Origin of the sequence: Pseudomonas sp. ANT_J28 (genome assembly GCF_008370005.1) — a bacterium.
Taxonomy (GTDB): Bacteria; Pseudomonadota; Gammaproteobacteria; order Pseudomonadales; family Pseudomonadaceae; genus Aquipseudomonas; species Aquipseudomonas frigoris.
Map to the genome: position 1 here is coordinate 1 of NZ_VOBM01000035.1, position 16028 is coordinate 16028.

Here is a 16028-nt window from a genome sequence, read left to right on the forward strand (position 1 = left end):
TCCCGAACTCAGCAGTGAAACGATGCATCGCCGATGGTAGTGTGGGGTTTCCCCATGTGAGAGTAGGTCATCGTCAAGATTAAATTCCGAAACCCCTATCTGCGTATGCAGGTAGGGGTTTTGTTTTAGTAGAAGTTACCAATTTTGCTGGCACGTTACGCTGTAACGGGCTGGTCACAGAATTTCTTGACGACCATAGAGCATTGGAACCACCTGATCCCATCCCGAACTCAGCAGTGAAACGATGCATCGCCGATGGTAGTGTGGGGTTTCCCCATGTGAGAGTAGGTCATCGTCAAGATTGAATTCCGAAACCCCTGTCTGTTAACGCAGACAGGGGTTTTGTCGTTCTGGGCTCGCTAAACGCTCAGAAACGCCATCGCCAAACCAGTGGAATGTTCCAGCAGAGACGACAAAGCCAGCCCCCTAATTCAAGCGCTGGCTTTGTTGGAGTGCATCCGCAGGGCCGCTGAAGTCGAAACCCATGCCGCGCTGACCCTGAGTGCCCGCCGTGGCTTGGACTTGGTGGTAGGCCTCATACAGCGGCCTCTTGCTGGTCAGCGTCACATAGTCATAGCGGTGAGTTGCGCCATAAGGGTTGGTCAGCACGCCGGGGGTGTAACGCATGGCCTGGGACACGGTTTGCGAACCTTGATCGTCCATGCTGCCCAGCGCATTGCCGAGGGCAAAGCCTTTGATGTCGGTGGTGGGCAATGCCAGCGCTTCGGTTTCGGCGACCTGGCGCAACACGTAGCTGCTGCCATCCTGACTCACGGCCTCCAAACCCGAACCGCTGAGCAAACGACGCAGTGCCTGATCCGCCGAATACTCGCCCTGCACGCCGGGTTACTGAAGGCCCCCGGTTTGCGAAGGCGTCATGGACAAGGTAATGCCCGCCTGACGCGCAAACTGGTTGAGCACATTGCTTAATGGGTCTGCCGCAATGTTGTAACGGTGGCTGCTGACCTCGCTGCTCGCTGCCGCTACGCCCAGTGTCGGCAACACGCCGATACCCAGCGCGGTATAGAACAGCGCAGCGCGTACGGCGTTGCGCAGGACGCCTGAATCGGCGGCGAAATGAAGAGGGTTCTTACAGGTGGCGCGCACAGTCATTGTAGGTTTCCGTAGGAAGTCGCTGAGTTCAGAATTGAAGTGCTTACTGACTAAGCCGGACTTGCCCGGAAAACCCGCCAAAAATAATTCAGGCCTGTCGCTCCAGCGTCACCCACCAGCGAGTGCGATAACGCAGTTGCACCGGCAGGGTTTGCGCCAGGATGGCCAGCAACCTGTCGGTATTCTCCAGGCGGAAAACCCCGGACAGCCGCAAGTCTGCAATGTCCGCTGAGCACGTCAGATAACCGTGGCGATAGCGTCCGACTTCATCAAGGAAATCCCCCAGCCGCATATTGCGAGTCACGATCAACCCGTCGACCCAAGCGCCTGCATCCATGTTCAGCGGTGGCGCCAACCTCGCTTGGTGATGATCGATCAGATAGTTCTGCCCGGCCTGCACCTGGGTCGGTGTGCCATCCGCGGCAAGTGGCGCATGTATGAGGACCATGCCGCCGGTAACACTGAGGCGCGTGCAGTCGCCGTCCTACCGCAGGATGAAACGTGCCCCCACACCTTCATACACACCCAGGCGACTTTGCACCCGCAGCGGTCGATCAAACGAAGATCCTTCGTCGATTCCGCTGCACGTCACGATGATCTCGCCGCGAGTCAGTTTGATCAGCCGCTGCTGCGCGTTGTAATCCAGATCCACTGCACTGGCGGTGTTGAGTTCCAGTCGTGTGCCGTCGGGCAATTGGAAACCGCGCCGATTCAGCGACAAGTTATCCACAGGCATCACGTTTCATACCGCAGCACGTAGCAGTGATACAGCGCGTCGGCCACATAGCGTTCCACCGAACGCAGAGACAAACCCATCTGCTCGGCGATGTGTTTGTGGGTAAGCCCTCGCACTGCGCAAGCAGAAACGCCTGACGCACTTTCGGTGCACGGGGAGCCTTGAATTCCAGGCGTTCGGTTCTTTGCAGCAGACCACATACAAAAGTGTGGCTCTGGCACGCTGGCACGCCGTTCGGCGGGTATCTGACAGGAATGCCGACCATTTCGTACAAACGCCTAAGTTTTTTCCGGTTTGTGCCGACAGCCTGAGGAGACATGCGTGCACCAAAGTAGAGCAGCCCAAGAGCCCTGCCTGCGCTGTTACATGGAATGTTGCAACCCGGAACGCATCCCCACTTTTTGCATAAGAAGTCCCATGAAATGAATCTCAAATTCAGCCATAAAATCCTTCTGGCCGCCTCCGGCGTCGTGGTGCTGGCTTTTGCGTTGTTCACTTTGTACAACGACTATCTGCAGCGAAACACCATCCGTCAAAACCTTGAATCGAGCGTCCAGCAGGCTGGCGATCTGACCGCCAGCAGCGTGCAGAACTGGATGAGCGGCCGCGTGCTGGTGCTGGAAAACCTCGCGCAAAACGTCGCCCATCAAGGCGCCAATACCGACCTCCCGGGGCTGGTCAATCAACCGGCCCTGACCTCGAACTTCCAGTTCACCTACGTGGGCCAGGCCAACGGCTTGTTTACTCAGCGCCCGGACGCGAAGATGCCTGACGGTTACGATCCGCGTCAGCGTCCCTGGTACAAACAGGCCGTGGCTGCCGACAAGACCATGCTGACCCCGCCTTACATGGCTGCCGTCGGTGGCTTGGTGGTGACCATCGCCCTGCCGGTGAAAAAGAACGGCGAGTTGCTCGGCGTGGTCGGCGGCGACCTGAGCCTGGAAACGCTGGTGAAGATCATCAACTCGGTGGATTTCGGTGGCATCGGCCACGCATTCCTGGTCAGCGCCGACGGTCAGGTGATCGTCAGCCCGGACAAAGATCAGGTGATGAAAAACCTGAAGGACATCTACCCGAACGCCCGCGTGCGCATCGAGAAGGGCAACCAGGAAGTCACCCTGAACAGGCAGGACCGTATCCTTTCGTTCACGCCGGTCAGTGGTTTGCCGAATGCCGAGTGGTACATCGGACTATCGATCGACAAGGACAAGGCCTACGCACCACTCAGCCAATTCCGTACTTCTGCGCTGATCGCGATGTTCATCGCCGTGACGGCCATTGCCGTGCTGCTGAGCCTGCTGATCAACGTGCTGATGCGTCCGCTGACCACCATGAGTCGTGCGATGCAGGACATCGCTCAAGGCGAGGGCGACCTGACCCGACGTCTGGCCGTGGAAAGCAAAGACGAGTTCGGCGAGTTGGGCAGTTCTTTCAATCAGTTCGTGGAGCGAATTCACGCGTCGATTTCCGAAGTGTCGTCGGCAACCCGCCAGGTTCACGACCTGTCGCAGCGGGTGATGGCTTCGTCCAACGCCTCGATCGTCGGGTCCGATGAGCAAAGCGCCCGCACCAACAGTGTGGCCGCGGCGATCAACCAGTTGGGCGCCGCTACCCAGGAAATCGCCCGCAACGCCGCCGATGCTTCCCAGCACGCCAGCGGCGCGAGCGAGCAGGCCGATGACGGTCGTCAGGTGGTGGAGAAAACCATTCTGGCGATGACCGAGTTGTCGCAGAAAATCAGCCTGTCCTGCACGCAGATCGAAACCCTGAACGCCAGCACCGACAACATCGGGCACATCCTGGATGTGATCAAAGGCATCTCCCAGCAGACCAACTTGCTCGCGCTCAACGCGGCCATCGAAGCGGCCCGCGCTGGTGAAGCCGGTCGTGGTTTTGCGGTGGTGGCGGACGAGGTGCGTAACCTCGCTCACCGCACTCAGGAATCGGCGGAGGAGATCCACAAGATGATCACCTCGCTGCAGATCGGTTCTCGTGAAGCGGTGACCACGATGAACGCCAGTCAGGTCTCCAGCGAGCAGAGCGTCGAAGTGGCGAACCAGGCCGGTCTGCGACTGGTCAGCGTGACCCAGCGCATCGGCGAAATCGACGGGATGAACCAGTCGGTGGCCGCGGCGACCGAAGAGCAAACAGCGGTCGTGGAAACCCTCAACGTCGACGTCAACCAGATCAACCTGCTGAACCAACAGAGCGTGGCCAACCTCAATGAAACGTTGAAGGATTGCGATGCGTTGTCCCTGCAGGCAAACCGGTTGAAGCAGTTGGTCGACAGCTTCAAAATCTGATCAAACGATGTAAAACAAGCCCGCGGTGGAGTTATCCACTGCGGGCTTTTTCATGCCCTACGCAAACAGCTTCAAAACATTATTCATTGAGTCATCAGCAAAGCCCTGCACAAAATCCTTGAACCCCGGCAATGCCTCCGCGCCGCCCTGTGCGGGTTCGGCGATGATGGTCCAGGTCGCTCGGGATTTGCCCGCGCCCAGCGGTTCGACGCTCATCGCCGCCCACAAATTGGCCACGCCCAAGGTGTTGTAAATCGTGGTCCAGGTCATGTTCAGCGCCCGGTCATCCCGCGCGTTGAGTTGCTCGACCACCAGGTTGCCGTCCTTGAAGAATTTCTTGCGCAGGGACGACACGCCTTCACCGGTCATCTCGATGTGCGACAGCGCCGGAATGAATTGATCGAAGCCGGCAAAGTTACCGACCACTGCCCAGACCTTCTTGGCATCGGCCGGCACTTCCACTGAAGACACCACGTGGCAGCCTTGAGGGTTTTTGATCAGGGTATCGGGTTGTAGGGTTTTCATGGTTTTGCTCCGGTTGAGTGAGTCAGATGAAGTTGATTTCTTTCAGGTAGTCGCAGCCGCGGCGCAGCAGCGCCGGGGATTTTTCCGGGTAATGCGTGCCCATCTGCCGCACGCCCGCCTGGGCGTTGGCGTGGCCGATCATTGAGATGTCACCGATGTCTTCCTCGAAGCCGTTGAGGTAGAAACCGAGTACGCCGAACAGCGCGTTGTCGCTGTCGACCCGGCCAAGTTGTTGCTGCCAATCGGCGACGCTGACCATGGAAAACTCCCGACCCGTCTCACGGAATGATGCGACGTAGGCATCCCAGCTCAGGGGTTCGGGGTTGTGCAGGTTGAACACCGCTTTTTCGGCTGAATAACGGCTGGCATGGAAGGCGATGAACCGTGCGAGAAAGTCCACCGGCATCAGGTCGAAGTTCAGCGCGAACTCCGGCACCTGGCCGAGCTGGATCGAGCCTTTGAGCATCAGCATCAAGCGGTTTTTGTGCGGCTGGCAGACACCGGTGAGGCTGTTGAAACTGATGTTGCCGGGGCGATAAAGATTGACCCGAACGCCACGTTCGCGAGCCCGTTCAAGGATCCGCTCACCGACCCATTTGGACAGGTTGTAGCCGTTCTTGATGTAGATCGGTGGGGTCTGCGCCGCGGGCAATTCCAGCACCCGGCCATCGGCGGTAATCGTGCTGGAAGCCGAGAGCGTCGAGACGAAGTTGAATACCTTTTTGCTGCGCCCTTCGCACAACCGAAGGCACTCGAAAATCGGCTCGACGTTATCCCGCGCCAGTGACTCGTAATCGAGTACATGATTGACGTTGGCGGCGTTATGCACCAACGCACCGAACTGCCGATCCAGTCGCTCGTAAACGTCCGCCTCAAGCCCCAATGACGGACGCGTAATGTCCGCCGCATAAACCCGCACCCGGCTCAGGTCCAGATGCTCCAAGCGGTTTTCTCGCAGCGCATGGGCAAAACGCTCGGCCGCCGATTGCCCACCGCCATCGCGCACCAGGCAGGCGACTTCGCTGGCGCCCCAGGCGAGCAACGCTTCGACGATGTGCACGCCGACAAAGCTGTTGGCGCCGGTAACGATCACCTTGTGCACATCGCCCATGCGGTTGACCGGCAACGGCTGGATATCCAGTTCGCGGAAGGCATCGGCCAAGGCCTTTTCGCTCAGTACTTCCTCGGTGCCGGAGCCACGCACCAAGGTCGCCAACTTGGCAATGGTCGGCAATTCGATGAAGCGGTTGATCGAGATGCTGCGCCCGAACTCTTCCCGCAACCGCAAGAGCATGCGCGACAGCAGGATTGAGTGGCCGCCCAGGTTGAAGAAACTTTCGTCGGTGGAAATATCGCTGGCCGGCAGCTCCAGCAGCTCGGCCCAGATCTCCAGCAGCAGCGCCTCGTCGGCACTGGCGGGCAAGCGCCGCAGCGTGTTTTCGGACACATTCACGGGCATTGCCAGCAGCGCCTTGCGGTCGACCTTGCCGTTGCTGGCGAACGGCATGCTTGGCAGTTCGGTCCAGGCGGTGGGCTGCATGTAATCCGGCAGAAACTGCATCGAGTGGGCTTTCAGCGCTTCCCGAGCGGTGCCGGGTTGATCCTCCTGAGGCTGTGCGAGGAACGCCAGAATCCGTCGATGGCTGTCGATAACCACTGCCACTTGGCGGTACAACTGACTGTCGCGCAGGCAGCGTTCGATCTCTTCTGGTTCGACCCGAAAGCCGCGAATCTTCACCTGATTGTCTCTTCGCCCGCACAGCTCGATGCCGTCGCGAGTCCACTTCGCCATGTCGCCGGTACGGTAGGCGCGCAGGCTCTGGCCATCCGGCAGGCTCAGGTTCAGATAACGTTCGGCGGTCTGCTGCGGGTTGTTCAGGTAGCCCAGGCACACGCCCGGACCGACGATGTACAGCTCGCCGACGGTTTGTTCGGCCACCGGGTGAAAATCCTCATCGAGAATCAGCACCTGACTGTTAGCGATAGGCGCGCCGAGGGTGCGGTTACTGTCGCCGGTGCGCAGTTGCCGCGCGGTGATCAACACCGTCGCTTCGGTCGGGCCATAGAGGTTGTAGAGGTTGCCCTGACGGGTGAGCTGCTCAATGACGTAGGGTTCGCAGACATCGCCACCGGTCATTACGTGATCGAGGCATTGCAATTGATCCAGCGGCAGGATGCTCAGCAACGCCGGCGGCAAAAAGGCGTGGCTCAGATGCTGATGGCGGATCAGCTCGACCAGTTGCAACGGATCGCGGCGCTGATCATCGCCGGGCACGATCAGCTCGGCGCCCTGGAGCAGGGTCGGGAATATATCGATCAGCGACGAGTCGAAACTCAATGAAGAAAATTGCAGCACCCGACTCTGTTCGGTCAGCTGCACATACTCGGCGTACCACGCGGTGAAGTGCGCGAGGTTGGCCTGGCTGAGCAACACGCCTTTGGGATGGCCGGTGGTGCCCGAGGTGTAGAGCGCCATGCACGGCGCGTCTGGATCGGGTCGTTGGCGCATCAAGGGTTGATCGAGATCCACATCCCCGATGTCGATGCGGCTGATGTCGAGTCCCGGCATTTGCGCCGCGAGCGGGTGGTCACCGTCATGCAGCAGCAACACTGCCCCGGCGTTTTCCAGAATGTACTGTTGACGTTGCAGAGGATGGCTCGGTTCCAGCGGCAGGTACACCGCACCACTGCCAAGAATCGCGAGAATCCCCGCATACAACGCGCTGCATTTTGGCAGGCAGACCCCGATCACCAACGGTCCGTGATGCTGAGCGAGCAACGGCTGCAAACGCTGCTGGATGGCGCGGCTGTGGGCGTGCAAATGCCGATAGCTCAGGGACGCGCCGGCAATGTTCAGCGCGGGTCGTTCGGCACACTGGATGAAGCGCTGCTCAAGGCGCTCGATCATCGGAATTTGGCTGAGCGCCAGCAGCGCAGGTGCCGCCGTGAGATTGAGCCGATGGAAAAACGCGAGATTCTCCAGGTAAAGCAAGTTTTCCACATGCTCGAAGCGAGCGGGAGCAGCAGGGGCGGTCAGCAGAAAATAGTCGGCATCGCGAGAGTAACGGCTGACCAGCAGCGCCACGTGATCGACCAGTTCTGCCACTGCCCGCAGGCGCAATGCCTGGCCGTTGCCCGAAGGTTCGTCGGTGATCGGTACGCGAGTGAACAGCGTCGAACCGTACGTGCACAGCACATCCAGTGGCGGCAGGCCAGAAATCCCAGGCACACCGATACCCAGTTGCAGCGTCAGTCGCGGTGCATGGCCGACGTCTTGAACAGGCAGGCTGGCGTCGTCGATCAGCAAATCAGCGTTACCCAACGGCTGCTCGTCGACGGCTGTCAGGCGCACCAGAGAATGACCGTGTTGTTCAAGTTCCAGCGCCAGGGCGGTCAGGGCCTGGCTTTGACCAATGAGCAGAATGTCGAGACGTCTCATGATGGGCTCCTCGTTAAACCAGGTAATCGCTGAGGGCGTCTTGCACGCACGGCGAATCGAGCAGCGAACTGCTGCGGAAAAACCGCACGATGTTGGCGACCAGCGGGTGATGGCGATTGATCGGGAAGGCCAGCCCCGACACTTCGCTCTTCAGTGCGTGGCGCGTGGCATCGGTGATCTGCAAGGATTCGATCAGGCGGAAGTCGAACGACTTCTGAATGTCGTTGGTCAGGTAATGGCCGATGAACACCGGCAGGATGTGCGCGATGCAGCGGCGGTCGTCTTCGCTCGCTGTGTGCCAGTAGATGCGCACCAGCCGCGCCCAGAATCCGGAGTGGCGACCTTCGTCGAGCAAGTGGTCGGCCATCAGGCCCTTGATCGACTGCTTGACCGTGTCGTCCTTGGCGAACGCCGCGACATCGCCGGTCACGGTGTTCTCGGCGATGGCCACGCAGATCAATTCCACGGCGCTGCGCAAGTGTTCCGGCGCAAGCGCCACGGCCGCTGGAATGGCCCGGCTGAGTTCGATTTCATCGGGCAGTTCGATGGGCGTGATGCCGGTCATGGCGACGGTCTGTTGCATGAAATCCATCGCCACCAGCGCGTGGTAGTCCTCGTCCACCACCACGGTCATGGCGTCGTAGCGGCAGGCGAACGGGAAGGTCACGGCGAAGCGATTCTTGGCGATGCTGCGGGCGGTCTTGTCGACGATTTCGGTTTCGAAAATCACTACGTCGTTGATGAATTTGTAGAGCGTCTGCACCAGCGCAAAGTCGAGTTGTTCTGGGCATTCGCGCAGGAAGGTTTCGCTCAGCACCAACGGTTGACGGCTCAACGGGTAGATCAGCTTGTCGTCGTTTTCCAGCACGCGCCGGGGGCGAGTACGGATGGTCGCGCGGCTTTCCCAGGCATCGGCGAAGGATTGGTAGTCGGCGGCGTTCATGCGTTCACCTCGGCAACAGGTTCGCTCATGCTCAGGCGCAGGCCATCCCACAGGGCGATGCGGCTTTCCACGGCGGCGATGGCGCTGGCGTAGACGTCTTCCTCGCGTTGCGGATCGCCATTGACCAGCCGGGCGAGGAGTTTTTCAGCGGCGGGGCCGTGGTCTTCGGAATCGACTTCGATGTGCCGTTCGAGGTAGTAACGGAAGGTCGGCGCCTGTTCGATGCCGATGCCCCAGTCATCAAGAATTCGCTGGAACATCTGCGGGATGACGCTCTCGCGACCATGCAGAAATGCCGCCGCAACGCTGTGCCCCGGTGCATGCAACGCGGTGTGCAACGTGTTGCGCACGAACTGCGCTGCCGCCGGATCGACGTCCACGCTTTGCAGTGCCACGTCGTAACTCACGCCTTCTTTTTGCAGCGCGACGAAGCGTTCGACCACCGCCGTGCTGGCACCGACCTCGCGCATCGCATCCAGGTACAACTCGAAATGGCTGTAGTGACCCTGGGCTGGGCGATCATCGGACTCCTCACCCAGCACAATTTCATTGATCAGCCGAGCCGCTTGCGGGTCTCTTGGCGGCAACCAGGGCAGTTGCACGCAGGTGAGCTCCTGTTGCAGACGCTTGGTCAGCGACATGAAATCCCACACTGCAAAGACATGGGTTTCCATGAAACGTTGAAGTACCGACAGCGAATGAATTTCGGAGAAAATCGGATGCGCACTAAGTTCTGCTTTTTTCTGGTTGAGGCGGTCTTTATTCGTTTTCATGAGTGAGCCTATAAGTGATTTGGAATGCCGTTATGGGGGCTGTGATCAATAAGTGATTGTCGGTTAAAGTCTTCTATTGGCGAGCGAATGCCTCAAACTAATCGATGTGTGTGCATTCAATTTAAGTTGCCAGATATTGGCTTGTCGCCTGTATTTAGGGGCGGCGGAGAAAAACTAATACACGAATAAAGTGTCGGGCAAGTTATTTTTTAATTAATTTAAAGTTCATATTTATTCGGCGCGAGAAGTTCCAATAAGACTTTTGTTTTAAGTTTTATTTTGGCGTAGTTACTCCTTCCGACTGATAATCGTCAGAATTTAAATAAAGAGTGAATGCCTCACTCGAAGCAACTTTCTAGTTGAATCGCTGAAGTGGTTAGAGGGGGTGGAAGTTGACTGGGATCAACGCCGGTTCTTCCTTTCCCGTGGCAAGACTCCTTCCGTAGGTTCTTGGTGCGGGGACTGCGCCGCTTGTGCGGTGCGTCGCCCGTTCATTATTTGTTGGCAGCCCAAGAGTGAGCGTAAATCACGACAGCCGCTATCACCGGCGCGTCATCGACTCGGAGTCATTGTTGGTCTTGAGAGGGGTAAATCGAGGGCAGGGCTTTGGAGAGGGGCGCAGCGCAGCGCGGCAAGCGAGAACGAGCAGTTCGATCTGCTCGCTCAGGCTTGCCGGCGCGGTTTACTTGGAGGTTTTCTTGTTCAGCGCTTCGGGGCTGTTGAGGTAGCGCGTGATGACCTCGACCCCTCGGTTGAGGTGATGTTCGAGTAACGTCACCGCGGGCTCGATGTCCCTGTCTTCGACGGCCAGCAAGAGAGCCCGGTGGTCTTCCTGGGACAGTTTGCCCAGGCCCATGGCTTCCAGGTTGAAGCGCAGGAAGCGTTCCTCTTCGTTCAATCCGTCTTCCACCAGCCTCAATAGCCGTTGGTTCGGCGCCTTGCAGTACAGCGACATGTGGAAGAGTCGATTGAGCCGGCCGATTTCGGTGTAGTTGTTTTCCGTTTCCAGTTCGTCGATGTAGCGGGCAGCCTGTTCGAGATCCTCACTAACGAGTAACGGGATCGACAGGCGCAACGCTTCGGATTCCAGCAGGATCCGCAGTGCATAGGTTTCCACGGCATCGCCCTGTACCAGCGGCGCGACGACCGCGCCTTTATGAGCGATCACGTTGAGCAACGCCTGGGCTTCGAGTTGGCGCAAGGCTTCGCGCACCGGCATTCGGCTGACACCGAAAAGATCGGCCAAATCTTGCTGACGCAGGGCGGTGCCGCAGGGAATGCGACCGTCGAGAATGGCCGAACGCAGAGTTTCTTCGATCACCGAGCGTGCCAGGTGAGCGGGAATCGGCCCGTTGACCTTGATGCTGTTCAGAGGATTGAGCTTCTGTGTCACAACTACGCACCCTGTTTGACTGAAATAAATTCGGATCCAAGAGGACCGTAGTGACTGCCTGACAGGTTGTCAAACGGACAAAAGATCGCAACTTGACGTGGCCGCGATGTTTTTCATGGCACCCGCCATACAAAGTCTAGCGCGCCAGCAGTGATCTCACCGTGCCATTGTCTTTTGCCGGGCTAACCTACACCATCGACCGATTTCCACCTGTCTGACCTGGATGCCTCGCATTGGCGGTACGTTTCGCGATCCCTCGGACTTTGCGCTGGCTGTGCTGCGCGTTGCTGCTGGCCGGCGTTTTGCTGGGCGGGCTGCATGCCGATTGGGATTTTTCGCTGATCAGCCGTCGCGCGCAGGCATTGTACGGGCCATTGGGCGAAGGGCAGCCACGCATTGATGCCTGGCAGCACTTATTGGCCACGCAAAAGCAGGTCGGCGAGCTGGAACAGCTTAATGTGGTCAACCAGTTCTTCAACAAACAGATGCGTTACGAGGAAGACATCGACCTGTGGCACGAGGTCGATTATTGGGAAACACCCATCGAGGCTCTTTGGAAGGGCGCCGGCGATTGCGAAGATTACGCGATCGCTAAGTATTTCAGCCTGCGTCATCTCGGCGTCGCCAGTGACAAGCTGCGCATCACTTACGTCAAGGCCTTGCGCCTGAATCGGGCGCACATGGTGTTGACCTACTACTCAAGCCCCGAGGCCATGCCGCTGGTACTCGACAGCCTGATCGATGCGATCAAGCCGGCCAGCCAACGAACCGATTTGCTGCCGGTCTACTCTTTTAATGCCGAAGGGTTGTGGTTGCCGGGCGCCAAGGGCAACAAGAAAGTCGGTGACACCAAACGCCTGTCTCGTTGGCAGGATGTGTTGAAGAAAATGCAGGCCGAAGGTTTCCCGGTCGAGACGACTAACTAGGAGCACGCGCTCAGATGTCCTTGTTCAAACAGCTGTTGATCGCTATCTGCCTGATCCTGGTGATCGCCTTCACCGGTAGCTTCGTGGTCAGCCTGGAAAGCTCGCGCACCCAATACGTCAACCAGCTGCGCTCCCACGCCCAGGACGCCGCGACGGCATTGGCGCTGTCGCTGACGCCGAACATCGACGACCCGGCGATGGTCGAGTTGCTGGTCAGTTCGATCTTCGACAGCGGTTATTACGCGAGCATCCGCGTGGTCGACCTCAAGACCGATCAGACCATCGTCGAGCGCAGCGGCATTCCAGCGGTGAATAACGTGCCGGACTGGTTCGTCAAAATGATCGGGCTGGAATCCGCCGGTGGTGATGCCCTCGTCAGCCATGGCTGGGAGCAGGCGGCGCGGGTCGAAGTGGTCAGCCATCCGATGTTCGCGTTGGCCAAACTCTGGCAGAGCGCGCTGGGCAGTCTTGGCTGGTTGCTGATCTGCGGTGCGGTGAGCGCGGTGCTGGGGGCGCTGTTGTTGCGCCGGCAACTGAAGCCGTTGGATTACTTGGTCAAGCAATCCCACGCCATCGCTCGCCGCGAATTCCTCAGCCTGCCGCAACTGCCGCGCACACCGGAACTGCGGCGTGTCGTGCAGGCCATGAACCAGATGGTCGAGAAGCTTAAAGCGCTGTTCCAGGAACAGGCCGAGCGCAGTGAAAAGCTGCGGGCCGAGTCCTATCAGGACAACCTGACGGGGCTGGCCAACCGTCGTTATTTCGAAATGCAATTGAACGCCCGAGTGAGCAATCCGGAGCAGGCGAGTTCCGGTTATCTGCTGCTGTTGCGGGTCAGGGACCTGGCCGGGTTGAACCAGCGGTTGGGCGGTCAGCGCACTGACCAGTTGTTGAAAGCGGTGGGCGAGCAGTTGTCCCGAGAGTGTGCCAAATACCCGGAAACCCTGAACCTTGTGACGCGGATTCGCGGCGGTGAGTTCGCCGTGCTGGCGCCGGGGCTGGTGCGCGAAGAAGCGCTGCAACTGGCGCAGAATCTCGACAGTGCCTTGGCGAGCCTGCACGCGACGGGCGCTACTGACGTAGCCTCGGTGGCCTCGATCGGGCTGGCGTCGTTTGTTTTTGGCGACTCCCCGCAAGCGGTGCTCGGGTTGGGCGATCAGGCGTTGGCTCAGGCGGAAAGTCAGGGTGATTCGAGTTGGGTTTGCCTGGATCACAGCGCGTCGGGCAGCGTCGGCGATGACCATCATACCTGGCATAAATTGCTGGATCAGGCGTTGAGCCAGCAGCGTTTCGAGCTGTATTTCCAACCGGTGGTGGCCGCCCAGGACACGCAGTTGGTGCTGCATTACAAGGTGCTGTCGCGTTTGATCGACGACGAGGGCCAGACCATTCCCGCCGGGCGCTTCCTGCCGTGGCTCGAGCGCTTTGGCTGGACTGCGCGGTTGGACCGTCTGATGTTGGAGCTGGTGCTTGAACAGATGGCCGACCATGAAGAGTCCCTGGCGCTGAACCTGTCTTCAGCGACGCTGGCCGATCCGCAGGCTTTGAATAAAGTCTTTGAAATACTGCGTCAGCATTCGGATCTCGGGGAGCGATTGACCCTGGAAATCGGCGAGGAGCAGCTGCCGGAGCAAGCCATGCTGGAAGAACTGACGCGACGCCTGCACGAACTCGGGTTCTCCCTGAGCCTGCAACGCTTTGGCGGGCGCTTCAGCATGATCGGCAACCTGGCACGGCTTGGGTTGGCGTATCTGAAGATCGACGGCAGTTACATCCGGGCGATTGATCAGGAGAGCGACAAGCGCCTGTTCATCGAGGCGATTCAGCGGGCGGCGCACAGCATCGATTTGCCGTTGATTGCCGAGCGGGTCGAGACGGCAGGGGAGTTGATGGTGATTCGTGAGATGGGGTTGTATGGGGTTCAGGGGCAGTTGTTTGGTGAGCCGAAGCCTTGGAAGTAAGGCTTCATAGCTGAATCGTCAATCAGTCCGCCTTCGCGAGCAAGTCGAATCGTCGCACCGCCGCTCCCACATTGAATCTCGGCTGCTCACACATGCTGTGTTCGCTGAAGATCTAATGTGTCAAGCGGGCTTGCTCGCGAAGGCGTCCGTACAGATAACAACGGGGCGCTAGATCAACCCCGTCTCATCATCATCGATCAATTGACTCAACCCACCCAACGCTTCACGGGCGTGTGACCGGTCCATCAGCTTGGCCTGGGCGGCGGCCGGCAGGTCGGTGACGCGGATCACCCCCTTGCTGGTCAACACCTGGATCAAGTCGTCGAGTACCCGGATCATTTCCAGGTCGCTCTGCTTGAGCTGTTTGAGGCTGGTTTCCACTACCTCGTTGGCGTACCAGGCCTGGATTTCATGGTGGTCGGCTGGCAGCGTTTCCGTGGCCTCGGCGTAGGCCGCGGCTTCCACGCGCACTAACTGACCTTGCGCATCGCGTTGCACGTAGAACATTGAACATCCCTCGGAAATGGACCAGCGTCATGCTGTCAGCAGCATAGGCCAACTGGACGTGAGTATGCGGTGCGGCGAGGAAATCGTCACCGGGGTGTTGGGCGCAAACGTGACGGCCGCCCCATAAGGGCGGCCGTTTTTCGTTGGATCAGCTGTTGTTGTGATCGATTTTGATGGTCGGGTCACTGCCGGCAATCAACGAGTTAATGTTGGCGGTGGACCAGTTGTTGCCTTCCAGCTTGATCGTCACATCCGGTGCTGCCGCTGCGGCGTCGGCGCCGTTGAACTTGCCGGCGGAGCTGACTTGCAGGGACGAAACGCCATCCACGGTGGTGATCTTCAGGAAGTTGTCGATGGTGCTGCCGGATTCACCCTGCAGCAGATCGCGCAAGTCGATGCGGTCGCCCTCGCTGGCCTTGAAGTCCTTGATCACGTCGCTGCCGGTGTCGCCAGTCTTCCAGACGAAGGTGTCGGCACCCGAACCACCCATCAGCGAGTCTTTCCCCGTGCCACCGAGCAGGATGTCATTGCCCTTGCCGCCGTCATTGACCGTGTCGGCGCCAGGCATCGTCGCTTCGGTGTGCCCGATGATCGAGTTGGCCAGGTCTTTCGGATCGATGTTGGTTTGCGGTGTTTTATCCGAGTCGTACGGCTTCAGATCGCCAAGGGTGACATCCTTGTTTATGCCGATGGCTTCTACCGTCTATACCTTGCTTAGCAACGCGAAGCTGTCGGTGGAGTTGTCGATGGCGCTGGAGCCGGTGCTGCTGCCGTTGCCACCGCGGGACGAGAACTCATCCGTACCATCGCCTTGGGCGTGCAGTGTGCCGAAATCTTTATATGACCAGCTGTCGCCGGACTTGGTCCAGACTGTGACGTTGCCCGAAGCGGTGAGATCGATCTGGTGGTTGCTGTCCGGGTACAGGCTGATCGCTTTGCCCCAGTGGGAGTTGCTGGTGGTGATTACGCTGGCGAGTTTGGCGCCGTTATACAGATTCGGGTTGTCGATTCATCACTCTGGTAGTAAGTCGGTTTGCCGTCGGTGATGAAGTACGTGAGGGTCGTCGCGCCCTTTTTGGCAACGGCATCGGCGCTCTGGAACCAGTTGGCCGTGGTTTTGAACACGTCCTTGTAGTGGGTACCGCCGCCGGAAGGCCTCCTATCTGATCAGTGGTAATGCCTATCAGCAGAGCGATAGTCCGTGAGCTGCTCAGGCGCAGGCGTTCAGCACAGCGTTTTTTGCTGTCGCATCGCAGTGACCTATCAACGCGGATCAGCGAGAACACCCTCAATACGGCTCTCAAGCGTATGGGCTACGGATGTCAGCAATCAGCTTGTTGAAATTGGGCTGATCACCTGGTCGCCAATAAAACGGCGAAATGTCATGCGTTACCGTTTGTCCGCAATAA

Annotated in this window: 9 protein-coding genes, 1 rRNA gene and 4 pseudogenes; 4 read left to right on the plus strand and 10 right to left on the minus strand. The window is 58.9% G+C overall.

What is annotated here, in order from left to right; all coding sequences use genetic code 11:
- Positions 1-185: 185 nt before the first annotated feature.
- A 5S ribosomal RNA gene (rrf, locus tag FQ187_RS21885) occupies positions 186-301 on the plus strand.
- 155 nt (positions 302-456) lie between these two features.
- On the opposite strand, the pseudogene FQ187_RS21890 reads toward rrf, so the two are convergent.
- From FQ187_RS21890 to FQ187_RS21900, 3 pseudogenes are all read right to left on the minus strand, one after another.
- Positions 457-1113: pseudogene (locus FQ187_RS21890) on the minus strand (secretin and TonB N-terminal domain-containing protein); the annotation flags it as partial.
- An 88-nt stretch (positions 1114-1201) separates the two neighbouring features.
- Positions 1202-1822 (minus strand): annotated as a pseudogene (locus FQ187_RS21895) (FecR domain-containing protein); the annotation flags it as partial.
- 26 nt (positions 1823-1848) lie between these two features.
- A pseudogene (locus tag FQ187_RS21900) lies at positions 1849-2000 on the minus strand (sigma factor-like helix-turn-helix DNA-binding protein); the annotation flags it as partial.
- Between the two features lie 271 nt (positions 2001-2271).
- Here FQ187_RS21900 and FQ187_RS21905 point away from each other — a divergent pair.
- Entirely contained in the window at positions 2272-4152 is a 1881-nt protein-coding gene (locus tag FQ187_RS21905) for a methyl-accepting chemotaxis protein (RefSeq protein WP_149631066.1), read from the plus strand.
- 57 nt (positions 4153-4209) lie between these two features.
- Here FQ187_RS21905 and FQ187_RS21910 read toward each other — a convergent pair whose 3' ends face one another.
- From FQ187_RS21910 to FQ187_RS21930, 5 genes are all read right to left on the minus strand, one after another.
- The gene (locus FQ187_RS21910) at positions 4210-4677 is read right to left on the minus strand and encodes an SRPBCC family protein (protein WP_149631067.1); all 468 of its coding nucleotides are present in this window, start codon (positions 4675-4677) and stop codon (positions 4210-4212) included.
- A gap of 22 nt (positions 4678-4699) precedes the next feature.
- Entirely contained in the window at positions 4700-8116 is a 3417-nt protein-coding gene (locus FQ187_RS21915) for a non-ribosomal peptide synthetase (protein WP_149631068.1), read from the minus strand.
- A gap of 13 nt (positions 8117-8129) precedes the next feature.
- The gene (locus FQ187_RS21920; RefSeq protein WP_149631069.1) at positions 8130-9059 is read right to left on the minus strand and encodes a diiron oxygenase; all 930 of its coding nucleotides are present in this window, start codon (positions 9057-9059) and stop codon (positions 8130-8132) included.
- Positions 9056-9832 (minus strand): DUF3050 domain-containing protein, encoded by a 777-nt coding sequence (locus tag FQ187_RS21925; protein ID WP_033056172.1) that lies wholly within the window; start codon positions 9830-9832, stop codon positions 9056-9058. Before FQ187_RS21925 ends, FQ187_RS21920 begins: the two co-directional genes overlap by 4 nt.
- A gap of 682 nt (positions 9833-10514) precedes the next feature.
- Positions 10515-11225 carry a GntR family transcriptional regulator gene (locus FQ187_RS21930; RefSeq protein WP_149631070.1) on the minus strand — a complete coding sequence of 237 codons (711 nt, stop codon included), beginning with the start codon at positions 11223-11225 and terminating at the stop codon, positions 10515-10517.
- Between the two features lie 233 nt (positions 11226-11458).
- Between FQ187_RS21930 and lapG the strand changes: the two genes are divergently transcribed.
- Complete coding sequence (gene lapG / locus FQ187_RS21935) at positions 11459-12151, plus strand: cysteine protease LapG (protein WP_149631071.1); 693 nt, start codon at positions 11459-11461, stop codon at positions 12149-12151.
- Between the two features lie 14 nt (positions 12152-12165).
- Positions 12166-14112: a cyclic di-GMP receptor LapD gene (gene lapD, locus FQ187_RS21940; protein WP_149631072.1), complete on the plus strand. Its 1947-nt coding sequence runs from the start codon at positions 12166-12168 to the stop codon at positions 14110-14112.
- 168 nt (positions 14113-14280) lie between these two features.
- On the opposite strand, the gene FQ187_RS21945 is transcribed toward lapD, so the two are convergent.
- On the minus strand, positions 14281-14619 hold the full coding sequence (locus FQ187_RS21945) for a tryptophan synthase subunit beta (protein WP_129439553.1): 339 nt from the start codon (positions 14617-14619) through the stop codon (positions 14281-14283).
- A gap of 148 nt (positions 14620-14767) precedes the next feature.
- Positions 14768-15663: pseudogene (locus tag FQ187_RS21950) on the minus strand (type I secretion C-terminal target domain-containing protein); the annotation flags it as partial.
- Between the last annotated feature and the right edge of the window lie 365 nt (positions 15664-16028).

What these genes read in the sequence shown, in the direction of transcription:
- FQ187_RS21920 (WP_149631069.1), bottom strand. Translation starts at nt 9,059, where the DNA reads ATGAACGCCGCCGACTACCAATCCTTCGCCGATGCCTGGGAAAGCCGC.
- FQ187_RS21945 (WP_129439553.1), bottom strand. Translation starts at nt 14,619, where the DNA reads ATGTTCTACGTGCAACGCGATGCGCAAGGTCAGTTAGTGCGCGTGGAA.
- FQ187_RS21910 (WP_149631067.1), bottom strand. Translation starts at nt 4,677, where the DNA reads ATGAAAACCCTACAACCCGATACCCTGATCAAAAACCCTCAAGGCTGC.
- FQ187_RS21905 (WP_149631066.1), top strand. Translation starts at nt 2,272, where the DNA reads ATGAATCTCAAATTCAGCCATAAAATCCTTCTGGCCGCCTCCGGCGTC.
- lapD (WP_149631072.1), top strand. Translation starts at nt 12,166, where the DNA reads ATGTCCTTGTTCAAACAGCTGTTGATCGCTATCTGCCTGATCCTGGTG.
- FQ187_RS21915 (WP_149631068.1), bottom strand. Translation starts at nt 8,116, where the DNA reads ATGAGACGTCTCGACATTCTGCTCATTGGTCAAAGCCAGGCCCTGACC.
- FQ187_RS21925 (WP_033056172.1), bottom strand. Translation starts at nt 9,832, where the DNA reads ATGAAAACGAATAAAGACCGCCTCAACCAGAAAAAAGCAGAACTTAGT.